The sequence below is a fragment of the Burkholderia sp. Bp8991 genome, assembly GCF_003853795.1.
Classification (GTDB): Bacteria; Pseudomonadota; Gammaproteobacteria; order Burkholderiales; family Burkholderiaceae; genus Burkholderia.
The window spans coordinates 16208-35737 of record NZ_QTQJ01000027.1; the positions used below are offsets into that span (position 1 = coordinate 16208).

At 66.5% G+C, this 19530-nt stretch carries 17 protein-coding genes; 12 read left to right on the forward strand and 5 right to left on the reverse strand.

What is annotated here, in order from left to right:
* Window positions 1-75: 75 nt before the first annotated feature.
* The gene (proP, locus tag DIE02_RS26190) at window positions 76-1560 is read right to left on the reverse strand and encodes a glycine betaine/L-proline transporter ProP (RefSeq protein WP_124523557.1); all 1485 of its coding nucleotides are present in this window, start codon (window positions 1558-1560) and stop codon (window positions 76-78) included.
* A 540-nt stretch (window positions 1561-2100) separates the two neighbouring features.
* On the opposite strand from proP, the gene DIE02_RS26200 reads away from it, so the two are divergent.
* Entirely contained in the window at window positions 2101-2433 is a 333-nt protein-coding gene (locus DIE02_RS26200) for a YnfA family protein (RefSeq protein WP_044844907.1), read from the forward strand.
* 40 nt (window positions 2434-2473) lie between these two features.
* On the opposite strand, the gene dnaQ is transcribed toward DIE02_RS26200, so the two are convergent.
* Genes dnaQ through DIE02_RS26215 form a run of 3 tightly spaced genes read right to left on the reverse strand, consistent with a single transcriptional unit; the run spans window position 2474 to window position 4511 of the window.
* Window positions 2474-3208 carry a DNA polymerase III subunit epsilon gene (gene dnaQ, locus DIE02_RS26205; protein ID WP_124487575.1) on the reverse strand — a complete coding sequence of 245 codons (735 nt, stop codon included), beginning with the start codon at window positions 3206-3208 and terminating at the stop codon, window positions 2474-2476.
* 50 nt (window positions 3209-3258) lie between these two features.
* Window positions 3259-3702: a ribonuclease HI gene (gene rnhA, locus DIE02_RS26210; protein WP_044844905.1), complete on the reverse strand. Its 444-nt coding sequence runs from the start codon at window positions 3700-3702 to the stop codon at window positions 3259-3261.
* Entirely contained in the window at window positions 3699-4511 is an 813-nt protein-coding gene (locus tag DIE02_RS26215; protein ID WP_124523555.1) for a class I SAM-dependent methyltransferase, read from the reverse strand. Before DIE02_RS26215 ends, rnhA begins: the two co-directional genes overlap by 4 nt.
* An 18-nt stretch (window positions 4512-4529) precedes the next feature.
* On the opposite strand from DIE02_RS26215, the gene gloB reads away from it, so the two are divergent.
* From gloB to DIE02_RS26260, 8 genes are all read left to right on the forward strand, one after another.
* Window positions 4530-5336 (forward strand): hydroxyacylglutathione hydrolase, encoded by an 807-nt coding sequence (gene gloB, locus DIE02_RS26220; RefSeq protein WP_124529808.1) that lies wholly within the window; start codon window positions 4530-4532, stop codon window positions 5334-5336.
* A 151-nt stretch (window positions 5337-5487) separates the two neighbouring features.
* Complete coding sequence (locus DIE02_RS26225; protein WP_124487579.1) at window positions 5488-7056, forward strand: transglycosylase SLT domain-containing protein; 1569 nt, start codon at window positions 5488-5490, stop codon at window positions 7054-7056.
* A 152-nt stretch (window positions 7057-7208) separates the two neighbouring features.
* Window positions 7209-8441 (forward strand): nitrate/nitrite transporter, encoded by a 1233-nt coding sequence (locus DIE02_RS26230; RefSeq protein WP_124523552.1) that lies wholly within the window; start codon window positions 7209-7211, stop codon window positions 8439-8441.
* Between the two features lie 361 nt (window positions 8442-8802).
* The gene (carA, locus tag DIE02_RS26240; RefSeq protein WP_044844900.1) at window positions 8803-9948 is read left to right on the forward strand and encodes a glutamine-hydrolyzing carbamoyl-phosphate synthase small subunit; all 1146 of its coding nucleotides are present in this window, start codon (window positions 8803-8805) and stop codon (window positions 9946-9948) included.
* Window positions 9949-9985: 37 nt separating this feature from the next.
* Window positions 9986-10645 (forward strand): leucine efflux protein LeuE, encoded by a 660-nt coding sequence (gene leuE / locus DIE02_RS26245; protein ID WP_124487581.1) that lies wholly within the window; start codon window positions 9986-9988, stop codon window positions 10643-10645.
* A gap of 60 nt (window positions 10646-10705) precedes the next feature.
* Window positions 10706-13960 (forward strand): carbamoyl-phosphate synthase large subunit, encoded by a 3255-nt coding sequence (carB, locus tag DIE02_RS26250; RefSeq protein WP_044844898.1) that lies wholly within the window; start codon window positions 10706-10708, stop codon window positions 13958-13960.
* A 118-nt stretch (window positions 13961-14078) separates the two neighbouring features.
* Entirely contained in the window at window positions 14079-14555 is a 477-nt protein-coding gene (gene greA, locus DIE02_RS26255) for a transcription elongation factor GreA (RefSeq protein ID WP_021163362.1), read from the forward strand.
* A 14-nt stretch (window positions 14556-14569) separates the two neighbouring features.
* A complete protein-coding gene (locus DIE02_RS26260) occupies window positions 14570-15028 on the forward strand; it encodes a DUF4149 domain-containing protein (protein WP_044844897.1) in 459 nt (152 codons plus the stop codon).
* A gap of 58 nt (window positions 15029-15086) precedes the next feature.
* On the opposite strand, the gene DIE02_RS26265 is transcribed toward DIE02_RS26260, so the two are convergent.
* Complete coding sequence (locus tag DIE02_RS26265; RefSeq protein WP_124487583.1) at window positions 15087-15614, reverse strand: YhbY family RNA-binding protein; 528 nt, start codon at window positions 15612-15614, stop codon at window positions 15087-15089.
* A gap of 193 nt (window positions 15615-15807) precedes the next feature.
* Between DIE02_RS26265 and DIE02_RS26270 the strand changes: the two genes are divergently transcribed.
* The 3 genes from DIE02_RS26270 to folP all read left to right on the forward strand — a co-directional run bounded on the left by DIE02_RS26270 (window position 15808) and on the right by folP (window position 19502).
* Window positions 15808-16470 carry an RlmE family RNA methyltransferase gene (locus DIE02_RS26270; protein WP_124523550.1) on the forward strand — a complete coding sequence of 221 codons (663 nt, stop codon included), beginning with the start codon at window positions 15808-15810 and terminating at the stop codon, window positions 16468-16470.
* A 166-nt stretch (window positions 16471-16636) separates the two neighbouring features.
* Window positions 16637-18532: an ATP-dependent zinc metalloprotease FtsH gene (gene ftsH / locus DIE02_RS26275; RefSeq protein WP_044844894.1), complete on the forward strand. Its 1896-nt coding sequence runs from the start codon at window positions 16637-16639 to the stop codon at window positions 18530-18532.
* A 28-nt stretch (window positions 18533-18560) separates the two neighbouring features.
* Complete coding sequence (gene folP / locus DIE02_RS26280) at window positions 18561-19502, forward strand: dihydropteroate synthase (RefSeq protein ID WP_124523548.1); 942 nt, start codon at window positions 18561-18563, stop codon at window positions 19500-19502.
* Window positions 19503-19530 lie beyond the last annotated feature (28 nt).

A 19530-nucleotide genomic window follows, 5' to 3' on the forward strand; every position in this document is an offset into this window, starting at 1 on the left:
AAGCCGGTCGGGCGGATCGGGTTCGATCGAGCCCCGGCTTCGGCCGGGGCTTTTTCATGGGCGAGCGGGCGACGCTCAGGCGCGCGCGGGCGACACGACGCCGTAGATTTCCGCGTCGTCTTCCTCGCGCAGCTGGCGCGCCAGCTGGTGTGCCTCGCGGCGCGACGCGACGGCCGGCGGCGAGCCCTTGAGCGGCTGGCGTGCGGTTTCGGCGAGTGCGACGACCGACACGATGCCGATCACGGCCGCGCCCATCATGTAGTACGCGGGCATCATCAGGTTGTGGGTCACGTCGACGAGCCACGCGGTGACGAGCGGCGTCGTGCCGCCGAACAGCGACACCGATACGTTGAAGCCGATCGCGAGCGCGCCGTAGCGGATCTCGGTCGGGAACAGCGCCGGCAGCGCCGACGGCATCACGCCGGTGAAGCACGACAGCAGCACGCCGAGGATCAGCAGGCCGCCGAACACCGACGCGGTGGTGCCCGCATGAATCAGCATCATCGACGGGATCGACAGCGCGAGGAGGCCGACGCAGCCGGCCAGCATCACGGGCTTGCGGCCGACCTTGTCCGACAGGCGGCCGGCGGCGAGCGTCAGCGGCATCATCAGCACCATCACGATCAGCACCAGCACGAGGCTGTGCGACTCGTCGAAGTGCAGCGTCGACGACATGAAGCTCGGCAGGTACGACAGCACCATGTAGTCGGTCACGTTGAAGATCAGCACGAGGCCGACGCAGAGCAGCAGCGCGCGCCAGTTGCGCATCAGCGTCTCGCGGAAGCGCGCTTTCGGCACGGCCTTGTCCTGCGCTTCGCGCTCCTCGGCCTGGCGCTTGAACGCCGGCGTTTCCTCGAGCTTCATCCGGATGTACAGGCCGATCAGGCCGAGCGGGCCCGCGATCAGGAACGGCACGCGCCAGCCCCACGACAGCAGCGCTTCCTGCGACAGCGACGCGGTGAGCAGCGCGACGACGCCGGCGCCCATCACATAGCCGATCAGCGTGCCGAACTCGAGGAAGCTGCCCATGAAGCCGCGGCGCTTGTCGGTCGAGAACTCGGCGATGAAGGTGGCGGCGCCGCCATATTCGCCGCCGGTCGAGAAGCCCTGCACGAGGCGGGCGACGAGCAGCAGCACGGGCGCCATGATGCCGATCGACGCGTAGCTGGGGATCAGGCCGATCGCGAAGGTGCCGACGGCCATCATGATCATGGTGGCGGCGAGTACGCGCTGGCGGCCGATGCGGTCGCCGAGCGGGCCGAACACCATGCCGCCGAGCGGGCGCACGAGGAACGCGGCCGCGAACGTGCCGAAGGTCGCGAGCAGCTGCGCGGAAGGACTGCTGGACGGGAAGAACACCTTGCCGAGCGTGACGGCGATATAGCTGTAGACGCCGAAGTCGAACCATTCCATCGCATTGCCGATGGCCATCGCGCTGACGGCGCGCTTGAGCAGGCTCTGGTCGACGACGGTAATGTCGTCCGCGGCGAGCGGAGCCTCGCCGGACGACGTGGAGGAAGAAGCAGCGGTCGGGCTGACGTGTGTTGCGGTCAAGGTCATGCACTCCTTTGACTGCGCCGGAACGGGCGGGCCGTCCGACACGGTTTGCCGGCGAGCGCGATGTCGTGTGCGGCGCGTCGGGGCAGGCCATTTAAGCGCTTACTGCACATGAGGCGGTAAAGGGCCGTAAGGGACTGCTTCGACGCGGGCCCGATGGGCCGTCGCGACGGTGCGCTCATGAAGAATGGGCCGCGTGATGCGAGCGGCAGATGCCGGCGCGGACGGAGTCCGGCGTTCCGGCAAGCGCCCCGGAGGGGCAACGAAACGAGAAAAGCGGGCCTGTCGGGCGGGCTTTCCTGTGGATGCAATTTCGGTCGAAGCACCGGCCCGCAATGCGCGGACGGACTTCTTGCGAAATCGAATAGACAGAGATTGAATGTTGAAACAGGCGACATGATAGCACGATGACAGACGATCGTGCAAATTGCCCGGAATCCCCCGTCTGGTGGCGGTTCCGGCGGGGTCGGCTCCGGTATGATCGGCGGCGCGCGGCGGGGTCGCGCGGCCCACCGGATGGGGGCCGAATTTTCGAGGAACCGGATGACCGAACTGATCAGGATTGCGGCGTTGTTCGCCGTCACTGCACTGGCCGAGATCGTCGGCTGCTACCTGCCGTGGCTCGTGCTGAAAGGGGGAAGGCCTGTCTGGCTGCTGGTGCCGGCCGCGCTGTCGCTCGCGTTGTTCGCGTGGCTGCTGACGCTGCACCCGAGCGCGGCGGGGCGCACGTATGCGGCGTACGGCGGCGTGTATATCGCGGTGGCGCTGATCTGGCTGCGGGCGGTCGACGGCATCGCGCTGACCCGCTGGGATGTGGCGGGTGCGATGCTCGCGCTCGGCGGGATGGCCGTCATCGCACTGCAGCCGCGCGCTTGAGCGCGGCTGCAGGCACGGCTTCGGCGCGTGAGGCGCCGCGTCAGGCGGCTTCGGCGGCGTCCGCGTCGGCGGACTTGCGCCATACGCAGGCGCCCTTGACCGACTTGTCGAGTTCGTCGAGCTGGGCCTGGTGAGCGGCCAGTTCGTCGTCGCTCGCCGCGAGCACCGGCAGGTCGAGCGACGCGAGCGCCACGCGCTGGCCGTTCGCCGCGCCGCCGTCGGCGCCTGTGTCGTCGAGCATGTCGATCACGAGGCTGTCCTGGCCGCGCGTCATCGCGAGATAGACTTCGGCGAGCAGTTCCGAGTCGAGCAGTGCGCCGTGCAGCGTGCGGTGCGCGTTGCTGATGCCGAACCGGTCGCACAGCGCGTCGAGCGAATTGCGCTTGCCCGGGAACATCTGCTTGGCCTGCACGAGCGTGTCGATCACGCCGCCGCAATGCTCGGTGAACGGCGGCAGGTCGAGCCGCGCGAATTCTGCGTCGAGGAACCCGAGGTCGAACGGCGCGTTATGGATGATCAGCTCGGCGTCCTTCACGAAGTCGCGGATCTGGTCGACGACTTCCGCGAACTTCGGCTTGTCGCTCAGGAATTCGGTCGTGAGGCCGTGCACGGCCAGCGCGCCCGGATCGCTGTCGCGCTCGGGGTTCACGTAGATGTGCAGGTTGTTGCCGGTGAGCCGCCGGTTCAGCAGCTCGACGCAGCCGATTTCGATCAGGCGGTCGCCCGTGCGGGGGTTCAGGCCGGTGGTTTCGGTATCGAGAATGATCTGGCGCATGTCGGATAAATCGGGAAAGACGGTAGGGCGGCCTGCGTTCAGGCTGCGATTCAGGCCGCGAGCGATGCGACGCCGCGGTTCGCGAGCGCGTCCGCGCGTTCGTTTTCGGGATGGCCCGCATGGCCCTTCACCCAGCGCCACTCGACCTCGTGCTGCGCGACGAGCGCGTCGAGCCGCTTCCACAGGTCGGCGTTCTTCACCGGGGTTTTCGCCGCGGTGACCCAGCCCTTCTTCTTCCAGCCGTGGATCCACTCGCTGATGCCTTTCTGCACGTACTGCGAGTCGGTATGGACGATCACGCGGCACGGCCGCTTCAGCGCCTCGAGCGCGGCGATCACGCCCATCAGCTCCATGCGGTTGTTGGTCGTGTTCGGCTCGCCGCCGAACAGCTCCTTTTCGCGGTCGCCGTAGCGCAGCAGTGCGCCCCAGCCGCCGGGGCCGGGGTTGCCCTTGCAGGCGCCGTCGGTATAGATGTCGATGGTGTCGGTGGTCATGAGTGTTCTTGATGGGTGGTCGGGGTGGCCGCCGGCGTCAGGCCCGGCGCGAGCACGGGCTTCTTCATCTTGATCGGGCCGACGAGACGCATGCCGCGCACGCGCTTGACGGCGGTGACCATGTAGACGGCGCCGAAGATCGGCCACCAGCGGTCGCCGGCGGCTTCCATGAAGCCGTAGCGGGCAAGCCATTTGTCGGTGACGAGCGGCGGCCGGTAGCAGCCGAAGCGGCCGCGCTCGAGATCGAAGCCGAGCAGCTTGATCCAGTCCTTGAGCCGGATGAACGCGATCTGGTCGCGTGCGGCCGGCACGAACGGGCGGTTGGCCATGCGCCCGAACGACTGCCGCATGCCCCACAGGCTCAGCGAATTGAAGCCGGTGATCACGAGCTGGCCTTCCGGCATCAGCACGCGTTCGGCCTCGCGCAGCAGGCGGTGCGGGTCGGACGTGAATTCGAGCGTATGCGGCATCACGATCAGGTCGACGCTTTGCGACTCGAACGGCAGGTCGAGCAGGTCGCACCAGGTCGTGCTGCGGTCGGCCGGCGCATGCTCGGGCGCATGCGCCTCGCGCGCCCACGGATACTGGTAGGGCGTGCTCGCGCCGCTCGCCGGATCGAGCACGAGGCCGCGATACGGCATGCGGTTCTCGCGCAGCGCGTCGAGCTGCGGCAGGCCGAGCTGCAGCGCGTGAAACCCGAAGACGTCGGACACGATCCGGTCGAGCTGCGCCTGCTCCCAGTCCAGCACGTAGCGGCCGGGTGGCGAGTCGGTCCAGGCGGGCCAGTCTATAATTTGACGATCGGACATAACGATGATTGCGTGCCCATGAACGAGCTGGAATATGTGCCGGTGCCGGCATTCGAAGACAACTATATCTGGCTCGTCTCGGACGGCCGCGATGCGATCGCCGTCGATCCGGGTGAAGCCGCGCCGGTACGCCGTGTTCTTGCCGAACGCGGCTGGCGCTTGACCGCTATTTTACTCACGCACCATCACGCCGACCACGTCGGCGGTGTCGCGGCGCTGCGCGATGGCCAACCGGACGATGTGCCGCTGGTCGTTTATGGCCCGGCGGAAGAATCGATCGACGTGGTCACGCGCCCGCTCGCGGGCGGCGATCGCGTGACGCTCGGCGCACCGGCGCTTGCGTTCGACGTGCTCGACGTGCCGGGTCATACGCGCGGCCACATCGCCTATTTCCAGGCGGCCGGGCAGGGCGCGGCCACGCCTCACGTGTTCTGCGGAGATACACTGTTCTCATGCGGTTGCGGCCGGCTGTTCGAGGGCACGCCCGCGCAGATGCTCGCGTCGCTCGACGCGCTCGCGGCGCTGCCCGGCGACACGCGCGTGCATTGCGCACACGAATACACGCTGTCGAACATCCGCTTCGCGCTCGCGTGCGAACCGGGCAATACGGCGCTCTCCGCCTGGCGCGACGATGCGCAGGCGCTGCGCGCGCGCGGCGTGCCGACGCTGCCCACGACGATCGCGCACGAACGTGCCGTCAACCCGTTCATGCGGTCGGACAGCGCGGCCATCCATGCGACGCTCGAGGCCGAGCTGCACGAAACGGTGCCGGATCGACTGGCGGCATTCACGCTGATGCGCGAGTGGAAAAACCGGTTCCGATGACGATTTCGGGAGGACTCCAAACCTCAGGTAGCGTCTGTAAAAATTGCTGCAAATGTAGGATTTCGCTGAGTTTTCGGTGTTTTTATTGACGTGAAGCACGCACTTCCGTAGTATCGCCAGCAATTTCCAGCCGTCGGAAGCCGAGATTTTCATGCGACTTATATTGAGTGCGATGGTGGTCCTGCTGCTCGCCGCTTGCGCGAGCCAGGCCCCTGTCGCCAACAACGCCGCCGATTCGCAGGCGACGTCCAACTACCTCCGTAAATCAGCCACCGCCAAAGAAACTGTCGACGTCGACAAGCAATCCGTCGGCGACCTGACCAGTGCGGACTCCGATCTCTGGGGCCGCATTCGCCGCGGCTTCCAGATGCCCGACCTGCAGAGCGACCTCGTCGACATGCAGACGACCTGGTACACGCAACGTCCCGATTACGTGCAGCGCATGACCGAGCGCTCGCAGAAGTACCTCTATCACATCGTCGAGGAGCTCGAGGCGCGCCACATGCCGACCGAGCTCGCGCTGCTGCCGTTCATCGAATCCGCGTTCAACCCGCAGGCGCTGTCGGTCGCGAAGGCGGCCGGCATGTGGCAGTTCATGCCGGGCACGGGCCGCACGTACAACCTGAAGCGCAACATGTGGCAGGACGAGCGTCGCGACGTGCTCGCGTCGACGAGCGCCGCGCTCGACTACCTGTCGCGCCTGCATGACATGTTCGGCGACTGGTATCTCGCACTGGCCGCGTACAACTGGGGCGAAGGCAACGTGCAGCGCGCGATCGCGCGCAACCAGGCGGCCGGCCTGCCGACCGACTACCAGAGCCTGCGGATGCCGAACGAGACGCGCAACTACGTGCCGAAGCTGCAGGCGGTGAAGAACATCATCGCGAATCCGCAGCAGTTCGGCCTGACGCTGCCGGAGATCCCCAACCACCCGTATTTCGTGACGGTCACGACGGCGCGCGACATCGACGTGGCGGTGGCCGCGAAGCTCGCGAATCTGTCGCTCGACGAGTTCCGCTCGCTGAACCCGTCGTTCGCGAAGCCGGTGATCCTCGGCGCGACCGAGCCGCAGATCCTGCTGCCGTTCGACAACGCGGCGGCGTTCGAGAAGAACCTGAAGGCCTACAACGGCCAGTTGTCGACGTGGACCACCTATACGGTGAGCGAGCGCGCGCGCCCTGCCGCGATCGCCGAGAAGATCGGCGTGGACGCCGACACGCTGATGTCGGTCAACAAGATTCCGGCCGGCATGCGCCTGAAGCCGGGCTCGACGATCGTCGTGCCGCGCGGCGATGACGACGACGAGGACATCAGCGCGGACGTCGCGGAAAACGGCGTGCTCGCGATGGAGCCCGACGTGCCCGACACGCGCAAGATGCTGATCCGCGTGCGCCGCAAGCAGTCGATGGCGGCGATCGCCGGCCGCTACGGCGTGTCGGTCGCGCAGCTGAAGGCATGGAACCGCACGCATCGCGATCTCGCGATGCCGGGCCAGGCGCTCGTGCTGCACGTGCCGGTCGGCCGCGCGGTGCCGGCCGAGCCGGGGCCGGAGCGGATCGCGACGTCGACCGCCGGCGCGCATATCGAGCGCGCGAGCCTGTCCGTCGGCGGCAAGTCGCGCGGCGCGAAGCACGGTGCCGCGAAGCCGGCGGCCCGTGCGGCCAAGGCCGCGCCCGCGAAGGCTGCACCGAAGGCCGCTGCGCACAAGGGCAAGAAGTAACGCGGCCGCGATCGCGGTGCGGCGGCCCGACCGGGCCGCGCGATTGCGTTATCATCCGACGAAACGCGTAGCAACGCCGTCACCGAGGTGACGGCGTTTTCGTTTGTGCGCGGCAGCGCGGCCGCCGCTGCGCGCAGTCACAAGGAGAAGCGATGTCGTCGGTGCAGGTGAGGGTGCTCGCGCTGTTTGCGATCGGATATTTCGTGTCGTACGTGTTCCGCGGCGTCAATCTCGGCTTCGCGCCGTTCGTCACGCACGAGCTCGGGCTGTCGGCCGCCGATCTCGGGCTGCTCACCAGTCTCTATTTCCTCGGCTTCGCCGGCGCGCAGATTCCGGCCGGCGTGCTGCTCGACCATTTCGGCCCGCGCCGCGTGGCGGCCGGGATGCTGCTGTTCGCGGCCGCCGGCGCCGCCGTGTTCGGTATCGCGCACGATCTCGGCACGATGATGGTCGGCCGGCTCCTGATCGGCGTCGGCGTATCGGTGTGTCTCGGCGCGGCGTTCAAGGCGCTCGCGCAGCATTTTCCGGTCGGCCGGCTTCCGCTCGTCAACGGTCTCGTGATGGCGGTCGGCGGCCTGGGTGGTGTCGCGGTCGGCTCGCCGCTGACTTGGCTGCTCGGCGTGACGAGCTGGCGCGTGATCTGCGGCGGCCTCGCGGTGCTGACGATCGTCGTCGCGGCCGCGATCGGCCTCGGTGCGCCGGAAGCCGAGCGGCCGCGTCAGCAGGGCGGGATCGTCAGCCAGTTCAAGGGCACGTGGCACATCCTGGGCAGCCGTGCGTTCTGGAAGATTTCGTCGTTCTCGATCGTCACGCAGGGCGTGTTCTATGCGATGCAGTCGCTGTGGGTCGGCCCGTACCTGCGCGACGTCGCGGGGTTCGATGCGCAGCACGCCGCGCGGCTCGTGTCGGTGCTCGGCTTCGCGATGATGGCGGGCTGCGTCGGCTTCGGCGCGGCGGCGCGCGTGCTCGAGCGCCGCGGGGTGTCCGTCCAGGCATTTTGCGGCATCGGCATGGCGCTGTTCGTCGCCACGCAGGGCGCGATCGTCGCGCGCGTGCCGCTGCCGCCGGCCGTGCTGTGGGCGGCCTACGGGATGTTCGGCGGCGTCGGGATCCTGACCTACGCGGTGCTGGCCGGTCACTTTCCGGCGCATCTGATCGGCCGCGCGAATACGACGCTGACGCTCGTGATCTTCGTGCTGATCTTTGCGTTCCAGATCGGCATCGGCGCGGTGCTGTCGCACTGGCCGGCCGTCGACGGCCATTACCCGGCCGCCGCGCACGTCACCGCATGGAGCGTACTGCTCGCGCTGCAGCTCGCGAGCGCGGTCTGGTGCGTGTGGCCCGCGCGCAGCGCTGGCAAGCACGTTGATCCGGCGGTACGCTGACGGGTAGGGCGGCTGCGGAAACGGGGCCGCAGCAACGAGTGTCGTGCGCGACTGCGCGCCGTCACGCGCGCCGCATGCACGATCGGACGGCCATATCGATTGAAGATAAGGCCATTTTCGGGCTATAATTTGAAAGTTTGTGCTGATCAACCTCGCACCCTAGCGCCTACCTCACTCATCCCGTTCATCCGCCGCACGCCGCCTGTCGGGCGATGCCGCGAAGCCTCGTGCGCCACGCGCCGGGTTCGCGTCTCGACAACGCAGGTCGCGTCCAGCTAGCGATTCCGCGCGCCTACGCAGCGCGGCGCTCGCGCGGCAGGGTAAACAGGTCGGCAGCAGGGTGTTCCCCAAGGAGCCTCCCGTGTTGCCGTCTTTTTCTCCCGCCTTGCTTGCACTCGCCGACGGCACGGTCTTTCGTGGTTATTCGATCGGGGCCGAAGGCCACACGATCGGTGAAGTCGTGTTCAACACCGCGATTACCGGCTATCAGGAAATCCTGACCGATCCGAGCTACGCGCGTCAGATCGTCACGCTCACCTACCCGCATATCGGCAACGTCGGCGTCAACGCCGAAGACGTCGAAGCCACGAAAGTCCATGCCGCCGGCCTGATCATCCGTGATCTGCCGACGCTCGCATCGAACTTCCGCATGGACCGCACGCTCGGCGATTACCTGCGCGACGAAGGCGTCGTCGCGATCGCCGGCATCGATACCCGCAAGCTGACCCGGATCCTGCGCGACAAGGGCGCGCAGAGCGGCTGCATCCTGGCCGGCTCGGACGACGAGGCGAAGGCGATCGAGCTCGCGCGCTCGTTCGCGGGCCTCGCGGGCATGGATCTCGCGAAGGTCGTATCGACCACCAAGCCGTTCGAGTGGAAGCAGACCGAATGGCGCCTCGGCAGCGGCTACGGCATGCAGGAAGCGCCGAAGTACCGCGTCGTCGCGTATGACTTCGGCGTCAAGTACAACATCCTGCGCATGCTCGCGGAGCGCGGTTGCCACGTGACGGTGCTGCCGGCACAAGCGAGCGCGGAGGATGCGCTCGCGCTGAATCCGGACGGCATCTTCCTGTCGAACGGCCCCGGCGATCCGGAACCGTGCGACTACGCGATCGCGGCCACGAAGCAGTTCATCGAGCGTGGCGTGCCGACCTTCGGCATCTGCCTCGGCCACCAGATCATGGGCCTCGCGGTCGGCGCGAAGACGCTCAAGATGAAGACGGGCCACCACGGCGCGAACCACCCGGTGAAGGATCTCGGCGACGGTCGCGTGGTGATCACGTCGCAGAACCACGGCTTCGCGGTCGACGCGGATTCGCTGCCGGCCAACGCGCGCGTGACGCACGTGTCGCTGTTCGACGGCACGCTGCAGGGCTTCGAGCTGACCGACAAGCCGGCATTCTGCTTCCAGGGCCACCCGGAAGCGTCGCCCGGCCCGCACGACATCGGCTATCTGTTCGACCGTTTCACCGCACTGATGGACGCGGCGAAGCAGCGCAACGCCTGACGCAACTGAAGCAACCGAAGAACGGGAGATCCGCATCATGTTCGGCCACGCACTCGGCATCACGGATATCTGGACCTACGTGTTCGGCGTGATCTTCATCATCCTGCTGCCGGGGCCGAACTCGATGTACGTGCTGTCGCTCGCGGCGCAGCGCGGCGTGAAGGCCGGCTATCGCGCGGCTTGCGGCGTGTTCGTCGGCGATACGGTGCTGATGGTGCTGTCCGCCGCGGGCGTCGCGTCGCTCCTGAAGGCGAACCCGCTGCTGTTCTCCGTCGTCAAGTACGGCGGCGCCGCGTATCTGCTCTACATCGGCTCAGGCATGCTGCGCAGCGCGTGGCAGAAGCTGCGCGCGCGCAGCGATGCCCCGGCTGACGCACCGCAGGCGGTCGACGGCGAGCGGCCGTTCCGCAAGGCGCTGATCGTGAGCCTCCTGAATCCGAAGGCGATCCTGTTCTTCATCTCGTTCTTCATCCAGTTCGTCGACCCGGCATTCCCGCATCCCGCGCTGTCGTTCGTCGTGCTCGGGGCGATCGCGCAATGCGCGAGCTTCCTGTACCTGAGCACGCTGATCTTCGCGGGCGCACGGCTCGCCGAGCATTTCCGCCGCCGCCGCAGGCTCGCGGCGGGCGCGGCGAGCAGCGTGGGCGGCCTGTTCATCGGTTTCTCGGTGAAGCTCGCGCTCGCCACCATGAGCTGAGCGCGGCCTGCCGACCGACGACAACGCCACGACAAAGATTACTTACTGAATTCACAAGCCATGCCAAAACGCACAGACATCAAAAGCATCCTCATCATCGGCGCCGGCCCGATCATCATCGGCCAGGCTTGCGAGTTCGACTATTCGGGCGCGCAGGCTTGCAAGGCGCTGCGTGAAGAGGGCTACAAGGTCGTCCTCGTGAACAGCAACCCGGCGACGATCATGACCGACCCGAACACGGCCGACGTTACGTACATCGAGCCGATCACGTGGGAAGTGGTCGCACGCATCATCGAGAAGGAGCGCCCGGACGCGATCCTGCCGACGATGGGCGGCCAGACCGCGCTGAACTGCGCGCTCGACCTGCACCACCACGGCGTGCTCGAGAAGTTCGGCGTCGAGCTGATCGGCGCGTCGCCGGAAGCGATCGACAAGGCGGAAGACCGCCAGAAATTCAAGGAAGCGATGACCAAGATCGGTCTCGGTTCCGCGAAGTCGGGCATCGCGCACTCGATGGAAGAAGCGACCCAGGTGCACGCCGAGATCATGGCCGGCACCGGCGGCAGCGGCTACCCGGTCGTGATCCGTCCGTCGTTCACGCTCGGCGGCTCGGGCGGCGGCATCGCATACAACCGCGAAGAATTCGAAGAGATCTGCAAGCGCGGCCTCGACCTGTCGCCGACGCGCGAACTGCTGATCGAGGAATCGCTGCTCGGCTGGAAGGAATACGAGATGGAAGTCGTGCGCGACCGCGCCGACAACTGCATCATCGTGTGCTCGATCGAGAACCTCGACCCGATGGGCGTGCACACCGGCGACTCGATCACGGTCGCGCCGGCGCAGACGCTCACCGACAAGGAATACCAGATCCTGCGTAACGCATCGCTCGCGGTGCTGCGCGAGATCGGCGTCGACACGGGCGGCTCGAACGTGCAGTTCTCGATCAACCCGAAGGACGGCCGCATGGTCGTCATCGAGATGAACCCGCGCGTGTCGCGTTCGTCGGCGCTCGCGTCGAAGGCAACCGGCTTCCCGATCGCGAAGGTCGCGGCGAAGCTGGCGGTCGGCTACACGCTCGACGAGCTGAAGAACGAAATCACCGGCGGCCAGACGCCGGCGTCGTTCGAGCCGACGATCGACTACGTCGTCACGAAGATCCCGCGTTTCGCGTTCGAGAAGTTCCGCGAAGCCGATTCGCGCCTGACCACGCAGATGAAGTCGGTCGGTGAAGTGATGGCGATCGGCCGCACGTTCCAGGAATCGTTCCAGAAGGCGCTGCGCGGCCTCGAAGTCGGCGTCGACGGTCTCGACGAGAAGTCGACCGACCGCGACGAGATCGCGATCGAGATCCACGAGCCGGGCCCGGACCGCATCTGGTACGTCGGCGATGCGTTCCGCATCGGCATGACGGCCGAGGAAATCTTCGCGGAAACCGCGATCGACCCGTGGTTCCTCGAGCAGATCGAGCAGATCATCCTGAAGGAAAAGGCGCTCGCGGGCCGCACGCTCGCGTCGCTGACGTTCGACGAGTTGCGCTTCCTGAAGCAGAGCGGCTTCTCCGACCGCCGCCTCGCGAAGCTGCTCGGCGCGACGCCGGAAGACGTCCGTCGCCGCCGCATCGAACTGAACGTGCGCCCGGTCTACAAGCGCGTCGACACCTGCGCGGCCGAGTTCGCGACCAAGACGGCCTACATGTACTCGACCTATGAGGAAGAGTGCGAGGCGCAGCCGACCACCAACAAGAAGATCATGGTGCTGGGCGGCGGCCCGAACCGGATCGGCCAGGGCATCGAGTTCGACTACTGCTGCGTGCACGCGGCCCTCGCGATGCGCGAGGACGGCTACGAAACGATCATGGTCAACTGCAACCCGGAAACGGTGTCGACCGACTACGACACGTCCGACCGCCTGTACTTCGAGCCGCTGACGCTGGAAGACGTGCTCGAGATCGTCGACAAGGAAAAGCCGGTCGGCGTGATCGTCCAGTACGGCGGTCAGACGCCGCTGAAGCTCGCGCTCGACCTCGAGGCGCACGGCGTGCCGATCGTCGGCACGTCGCCGGACATGATCGACGCGGCCGAAGACCGCGAACGCTTCCAGAAGCTGCTGCAGGACCTCGGCCTGCGCCAGCCGCCGAACCGCACCGCGCGCGCCGAAGACGAAGCGCTCGCGCTGGCGGCCGAAATCGGCTACCCGCTCGTCGTGCGTCCGTCGTACGTGCTGGGCGGCCGCGCGATGGAAATCGTCCACGAGCCGCGCGACCTCGAGCGCTACATGCGCGAGGCCGTGAAGGTGTCGAACGATTCGCCGGTGCTGCTCGACCGCTTCCTGAACGACGCGATCGAATGCGACGTCGACTGCATCTGCGACGGCGAATCGGTGTTCATCGGCGGCGTGATGGAGCACATCGAGCAGGCGGGCGTCCACTCGGGCGACTCGGCATGCTCGCTGCCGCCGTACTCGCTGTCGAAGGAAACCGTGGCCGAGCTGAAGCGCCAGACGGGTGCGATGGCGAAGGCGCTGAACGTGGTCGGCCTGATGAACGTGCAGTTCGCGATCCAGCAGGTGCCGCAGGCGGACGGTTCGAAGCAGGACATCATCTACGTGCTCGAAGTGAACCCGCGCGCGTCGCGCACGGTGCCGTACGTGTCGAAGGCGACCAGCCTGCCGCTCGCGAAGATCGCGGCGCGCGCGATGGTCGGCCAGAAGCTCGCGCAGCAGGGCGTGACGAAGGAAGTCGAGCCGCCGTACTTCAGCGTGAAGGAAGCGGTGTTCCCGTTCGTCAAGTTCCCGACCGTCGATCCGGTCCTCGGGCCTGAAATGCGTTCGACCGGCGAAGTGATGGGCGTCGGCCAGACCTTCGGCGAAGCGCTGTTCAAGTCGCAGCTCGCGGCCGGTTCGCGCCTGCCGGAGTCGGGCACGGTGCTGCTCACCGTGATGGATGCCGACAAGCCGAAGGCGGTCGAAGTCGCGCGCATGCTGCACGACCTCGGCTACCCGATCGTCGCGACCAAGGGCACGGCTGCCGCGATCGAAGCGGCCGGCGTGCCGGTGAAGGTCGTGAACAAGGTGAAGGACGGCCGTCCGCACATCGTCGACATGATCAAGAACGGCGAGATCGCACTCGTGTTCACGACGGTCGACGAGACGCGCCAGGCGATCGCCGATTCGCGTTCGATCCGCATGAGCGCACAGGCGCACAAGGTCACGTACTACACGACGATGTCCGGCGCGCGCGCGGCCGTCGAAGGCCTGCGCTACCTGAAGGATCTGGAAGTCTATGATTTACAAGGTCTTCACGCTCGCCTAAACTAAGCAGTCAGTTACCTGTCGAAGCAACACGTGCCGCGATTAAGCGGTGTTTCCGGTTCACCGGAAATACGTTTAATCGCGGTGATTTTTTTTATAGCCGTTTTTAGCGATTGAGCCGTTTATGAGCACCATTCCGTTGACAAAGCGTGGCGCAGAGCAACTGCGCGATGAATTGCAGCGCCTCAAGTCCGTCGAGCGGCCGGCCGTGATCAACGCGATCGCGGAGGCTCGCGCACAGGGCGATCTGTCCGAAAACGCCGAATACGACGCTGCGAAAGAAAAACAGGGCTTCATCGAGGGTCGCATCGCGGAAATCGAATCGAAGCTGTCGGCCGCGCAGGTCATCGATCCCACCGTGCTCGACGCCGAAGGCCGCGTGGTCTTCGCATCGACGGTCGAACTCGAGGATCTCGAGTCCGGCGACACCGTCAAGTACCAGATCGTCGGCGACGACGAAGCCGATATCGATCACGGCCTGATCTCGGTCAGCTCGCCGATCGCGCGCGCGCTGATCGGCAAGTCCGAAGGCGACGTCGCGGCCGTGCAGGCGCCGAGCGGCGTGCGCGAGTACGAAATCATCTCGGTCAGCTATATCTGAAGCGGGGCGACGTGATGCCGCATCGCGTGTTCCGCCTGCTGTCGGCCGTGTGGGTAGGCAGCCTGCTGACGATCGGGTATGCGGTCGCGCCCGTGCTGTTCCGGACGCTGGAGCGGATGACGGCCGGCTCGGTCGCCGCCCAGCTGTTCCGCATCGAGGCGATCCTCGGTGTCGTATGCGGCGTGCTGCTGCTCGCGCTGTCGAACCAGCAGGTGCGGCGCGGCAGCGGCGATTATCGTCGCGTGCGCTGGATCGTCGCGGCGATGGTCGCGTGCGTGCTGGTCGGGTATTTTGCGTTGCAGCCGTTCATGAACGCGCTGCGGGTGGCCGCGATGGAGGCGGGCACCGATATCGCGAACTCGCCGTATGCGAGCCGCTTCGGGATGCTGCACGGCGTCTCGAGCCTGTTCTATCTCGTCGAGAGCGTGCTGGGGCTGATGCTGATCTGGCGTCTGCCGGCGCAAGACGCCTGAATGGCCTGAGCGCCGCGCGGGCAACGCGGCACGGGGTGCCCCGTGCCGCGCGGCGGGATTACTTGCCCTGGTGCGGCCGCTTCGTGCTGGCCTGACGCTTTTTCGCGCGCTTCACCGTGCCGCCTGCCGTCACGCGCTCGTTGCCGCGCACCGTGACCTTCACCGGCCGCGGACGGCGCACCGGGCTCGCGTTCGGCGACACCTTGACGACCTTGACGGTGCGCGGTGCACGGCCTTTCTTGTCGTCGACGGCTTCGGCCGCGCTCGGCAGCGCGCCGGCACGACGGCCGCGGGCCGGGGCCGTCACGGCAGCCTCGGGCTTCCAGATCACCAGCAGCTTGCCGATGTGCTGGATCGGCGCCGCGTTCAGGCGGTCGCAGATCTCGTCGTAAATGGCGACGCGCTCGTCGCGCTCGTCACCGAACACACGGATCTTGATCAACTGGTGCGCAGCGAGGTGCACCTTGATTTCCTTCAGCACGGCGTCGGTGAGCCCTTCGGCGCCGATCAGCACGACGGGCTTGAGCGCATGGGCCTGGGAGCGCAGCGCGGAGCGCTCGGCGGGGGAAAGCGAAAGGGCGGGCATGGAAATGTCGAAATCTAAATAGGGGCGCGCTGCGTCAGAAGCGAATCGCGGGAAGTTACCGCATCAGCCGCGCGCCGAAACCACGTAAAATCGCGGCTTGGGCCCGGAAGGGGCCGCAGCCGCGCGAAGAAGACGCGTATTATCCGCCAAAAGCACGGCTTCACGAAGCAAATAGCAGCAATCTCTCTCTCGAATGGCAAAAAACCGCTTTAACCAGCACTGGCTGCACGACCACATCAACGACCCGTACGTCAAAATGGCGCAGCGGGAGGGCTATCGCGCGCGCGCCGCGTACAAGCTGAAGGAAATCGACGAGCAGGACAAGCTGATCCGTCCGGGCCAGGTGATCGTCGACCTCGGCGCGACGCCGGGCAGCTGGAGCCAGTATGCCCGCAACAAGCTCGCGCAGGGCAAGAAGCGCGACGCGGAGCGCGAAGGCGGCATCGACGGCACGATCGTGGCGCTCGACATCCTGCCGATGGAGCCGATCGCCGACGTCCACTTCCTGCAGGGCGATTTCCGCGAGGACGACGTCCTCCACCGGCTCGAAGAAGTGCTCGAAGGTCGCTCGGTGGACCTTGTTATTTCCGACATGGCCCCCAACCTCTCCGGCGTGGCCTCGGCGGACGCGGCGCGCATCGAGCATCTGTGCGATCTGGCGCTCGAATTCGCGCAGAATCATCTGAAGCCGGACGGTGCGCTGCTCGTGAAGTGCTTTCACGGCAGCGGCTACAGCCAGATCGTCGAAAAGTTCAAACAGCAGTTTAAGACTGTCGCGCCGCGCAAGCCGAAGGCGTCCCGCGACAAATCGTCCGAAACGTTCATTTTGGGTCGGCATCTGAAGCATCCGCGCTGACGCGCAGCGGCGTGCCGCAAACGGGCTCCGGCCCTTGCCAGACAAGCGAAGCGCTATCGCGGCGGTTGTCAATCCTTATGGCAGGGGTGGTCGGACTGGATTAGAATGACCGAGGAGCGCCGCAAGGAAAATGTAGGCGCTCGTCTACGAGTGAAGGAGTGGTGCTTTGAACAACAATATGTTTTCGAAGGCAGCAGTGTGGCTGGTGATCGCACTGGTGCTGTTTACGGTGTTCAAGCAGTTCGACAAGCCCCGCGTCCAGGAAGGTGTGTCCTATTCGCAGTTCATGGACGACGCCAAGAACGGCAAGGTCAAGAACGTCATCGTTCAGGGGCGCAACCTCACCGTCACTCCGGCTGATGGCCAGAAATACCAGATCGTGTCGCCCGGCGACATCTGGATGGTCGGCGATCTGATGAAGTACGGCGTGCAGGTCAGCGGCAAGGCCGACGACGAGCCGAACGCGCTGATGTCCGCGCTGTACTACCTCGGGCCGACGATCCTGATCATCGTGTTCTGGTTCTACATGATGAGGCAGATGCAGGGAGGCGGCAAAGGCGGCGCATTCTCGTTCGGGAAATCGCGCGCGCGGCTGATCGACGAGAACAACAACGCGGTGAACTTCTCCGACGTCGCGGGCTGCGACGAAGCGAAGGAGGAAGTGTCCGAGCTCGTCGACTTCCTGCGCGACCCGCAGAAATTCCAGAAGCTGGGCGGTCGCATTCCGCGCGGCGTGCTGCTCGTCGGCCCTCCGGGTACCGGCAAGACGCTGCTGGCCCGCGCGATCGCCGGTGAAGCGAAGGTGCCGTTCTTCAGCATCTCGGGTTCCGACTTCGTCGAAATGTTCGTCGGCGTCGGCGCGGCCCGTGTGCGCGATATGTTCGAGCAGGCGAAGAAGCACGCGCCGTGCATCGTGTTCATCGACGAAATCGACGCGGTCGGCCGTCATCGCGGCGCCGGCATGGGCGGCGGCAACGACGAGCGCGAGCAGACGCTGAACCAGATGCTGGTCGAGATGGACGGCTTCGAAGCGAACTCGGGCGTGATCGTGATCGCCGCGACCAACCGTTCCGACGTGCTCGACAAGGCGCTGCTGCGTCCGGGTCGTTTCGACCGCCAGGTCTATGTCGGCCTGCCGGACATCCGCGGCCGCGAGCAGATCATGCGCGTGCACCTGCGCAAGGTGCCGATCGCGAACGACGTCGACGCAGCGGTCATCGCGCGCGGCACGCCGGGCTTCTCGGGCGCCGATCTCGCGAACCTCGTGAACGAAGCGGCGCTGTTCGCCGCCCGCCGCGGCAAGCGCATCGTCGAGATGCAGGATTTCGAGGACGCGAAGGACAAGATCTTCATGGGTCCGGAGCGCAAGTCGGCGGTGATTCGCGAGGAAGCGAAGCGCGCCACGGCTTACCACGAGTCGGGCCACGCGGTGATCGCGAAGCTGCTGCCGAAGGCCGATCCGGTACACAAGGTCACGATCATCCCGCGCGGTCGCGCGCTGGGCGTCACGTGGCAGCTGCCGGAGCACGACAACGAGACGTATTCGAAGGATTACCTGCTCGACCGCCTGGCGATCCTGTTCGGCGGCCGCGTGGCCGAGGAGCTGTTCCTGAACCTGATCAGCACCGGCGCGTCGGACGACTTCAACAAGGCCACGCAGACGGCACGCGCGATGGTGGCCCGTTTCGGCATGACCGACGCGCTCGGGCCGATGGTCTACGTCGACGACGAGAGCGACAACGGCCCGTTCGGCCGAGGCTTCACGCGCACGATCTCGGAAGCGACGCAGCAGAAGGTCGACGGCGAAATCCGCCGCGTGCTCGACGAACAGTACGGCCTTGCACGCCGCCTGCTTGAAGAGAACCGCGACAAGGTGGAGGCAATGACGGCCGCGCTGATGGAGTGGGAAACGATCGACGCCGATCAGATCAACGACATCATGGAAGGGCGTCCGCCGCGCTCGCCGAAGAGTTCGCCGGCTGTCGGCGGCGATTCGTCGGGCGGCGGCACCACCGCCGAAGTGAAGCCCGGCAACGCGCCGGCGCCTGCTTCGCCGGCCTGACCTTCGCCGTAGCACCGTTCACGGGCTGGTGTGGCTTCACACCGGCCCGTTTTGCATTCATCAACGCCTCCCGCCCGTGCCCGATTCCGCTGTTTCAGCATCCATTCCCGCGCCGCTGCAGTGCGGCCGTTTCTCCCTGACGTTCGAGCGCCCGCTCGTGATGGGCATTCTGAACGCCACCCCCGATTCGTTCTCCGACGGCGGCCGCTTCCTCGCGCGCGACGATGCGCTGCGCCAGGCCGAGCGGATGATCGCCGAAGGCGTCGACCTGATCGACATCGGTGGCGAGTCGACGCGCCCCGGCGCGCCGCCCGTGCCGCTCGACGAGGAACTCGCGCGCGTGATCCCGCTGGTCGAAGCGTTGCGGCCGCTGAACGTGCCGCTGTCGATCGACACCTACAAGCCGGCCGTGATGCGCGCGGCGCTCGCTGCCGGCGCGGACCTGATCAACGACATCTGGGGTTTCCGTCAGCCGGGCGCGATCGATGCGGTGCGCAAGGGTAACAGCGGGCTGTGCGCGATGCACATGCTCGGCGAGCCGCAGACGATGCAGGTCGGCGAGCCCGATTACGGCGACGTCGTGAGCGACGTGCGCGATTTTCTCGCCGCGCGCGCGCAGGCGCTGCGCGACGCGGGTGTCGCGCCGGAACGGATCTGCGTCGATCCGGGCTTCGGGTTCGGCAAGGCGGTGGTCGACGACAACTACGCGCTGCTGGCCGCGTTGCCGGACACGGCGCCGGCGCGGCCCGACGGGCGCGCGTATCCGATTCTCGCGGGCATGTCGCGCAAGTCGATGCTCGGCGCGGTGATCGGCGGCAAGCCGCCGATGGAACGCGTCGCGGCGAGCGTGGCGGCCGCGTTGTGCGCGCTCGAGCGTGGAGCTGCGATCGTGCGCGTGCACGACGTCGCGGCGACGGTCGATGCGTTGAAGGTCTGGAACGCCGTGCGCGAAGCCGCGCGGCAACGATAAGTCAGAAATCAGAAAGACGAAGGAGGAA

What these genes read in the sequence shown, in the direction of transcription:
- proP (WP_124523557.1), bottom strand. Translation starts at nt 1,560, where the DNA reads ATGACCTTGACCGCAACACACGTCAGCCCGACCGCTGCTTCTTCCTCC.
- DIE02_RS26200 (WP_044844907.1), top strand. Translation starts at nt 2,101, where the DNA reads ATGACCGAACTGATCAGGATTGCGGCGTTGTTCGCCGTCACTGCACTG.
- dnaQ (WP_124487575.1), bottom strand. Translation starts at nt 3,208, where the DNA reads ATGCGCCAGATCATTCTCGATACCGAAACCACCGGCCTGAACCCCCGC.
- rnhA (WP_044844905.1), bottom strand. Translation starts at nt 3,702, where the DNA reads ATGACCACCGACACCATCGACATCTATACCGACGGCGCCTGCAAGGGC.
- DIE02_RS26215 (WP_124523555.1), bottom strand. Translation starts at nt 4,511, where the DNA reads ATGTCCGATCGTCAAATTATAGACTGGCCCGCCTGGACCGACTCGCCA.
- gloB (WP_124529808.1), top strand. Translation starts at nt 4,530, where the DNA reads ATGAACGAGCTGGAATATGTGCCGGTGCCGGCATTCGAAGACAACTAT.
- DIE02_RS26225 (WP_124487579.1), top strand. Translation starts at nt 5,488, where the DNA reads ATGCGACTTATATTGAGTGCGATGGTGGTCCTGCTGCTCGCCGCTTGC.
- DIE02_RS26230 (WP_124523552.1), top strand. Translation starts at nt 7,209, where the DNA reads ATGTCGTCGGTGCAGGTGAGGGTGCTCGCGCTGTTTGCGATCGGATAT.
- leuE (WP_124487581.1), top strand. Translation starts at nt 9,986, where the DNA reads ATGTTCGGCCACGCACTCGGCATCACGGATATCTGGACCTACGTGTTC.
- carB (WP_044844898.1), top strand. Translation starts at nt 10,706, where the DNA reads ATGCCAAAACGCACAGACATCAAAAGCATCCTCATCATCGGCGCCGGC.
- greA (WP_021163362.1), top strand. Translation starts at nt 14,079, where the DNA reads ATGAGCACCATTCCGTTGACAAAGCGTGGCGCAGAGCAACTGCGCGAT.
- DIE02_RS26260 (WP_044844897.1), top strand. Translation starts at nt 14,570, where the DNA reads ATGCCGCATCGCGTGTTCCGCCTGCTGTCGGCCGTGTGGGTAGGCAGC.
- DIE02_RS26265 (WP_124487583.1), bottom strand. Translation starts at nt 15,614, where the DNA reads ATGCCCGCCCTTTCGCTTTCCCCCGCCGAGCGCTCCGCGCTGCGCTCC.
- DIE02_RS26270 (WP_124523550.1), top strand. Translation starts at nt 15,808, where the DNA reads ATGGCAAAAAACCGCTTTAACCAGCACTGGCTGCACGACCACATCAAC.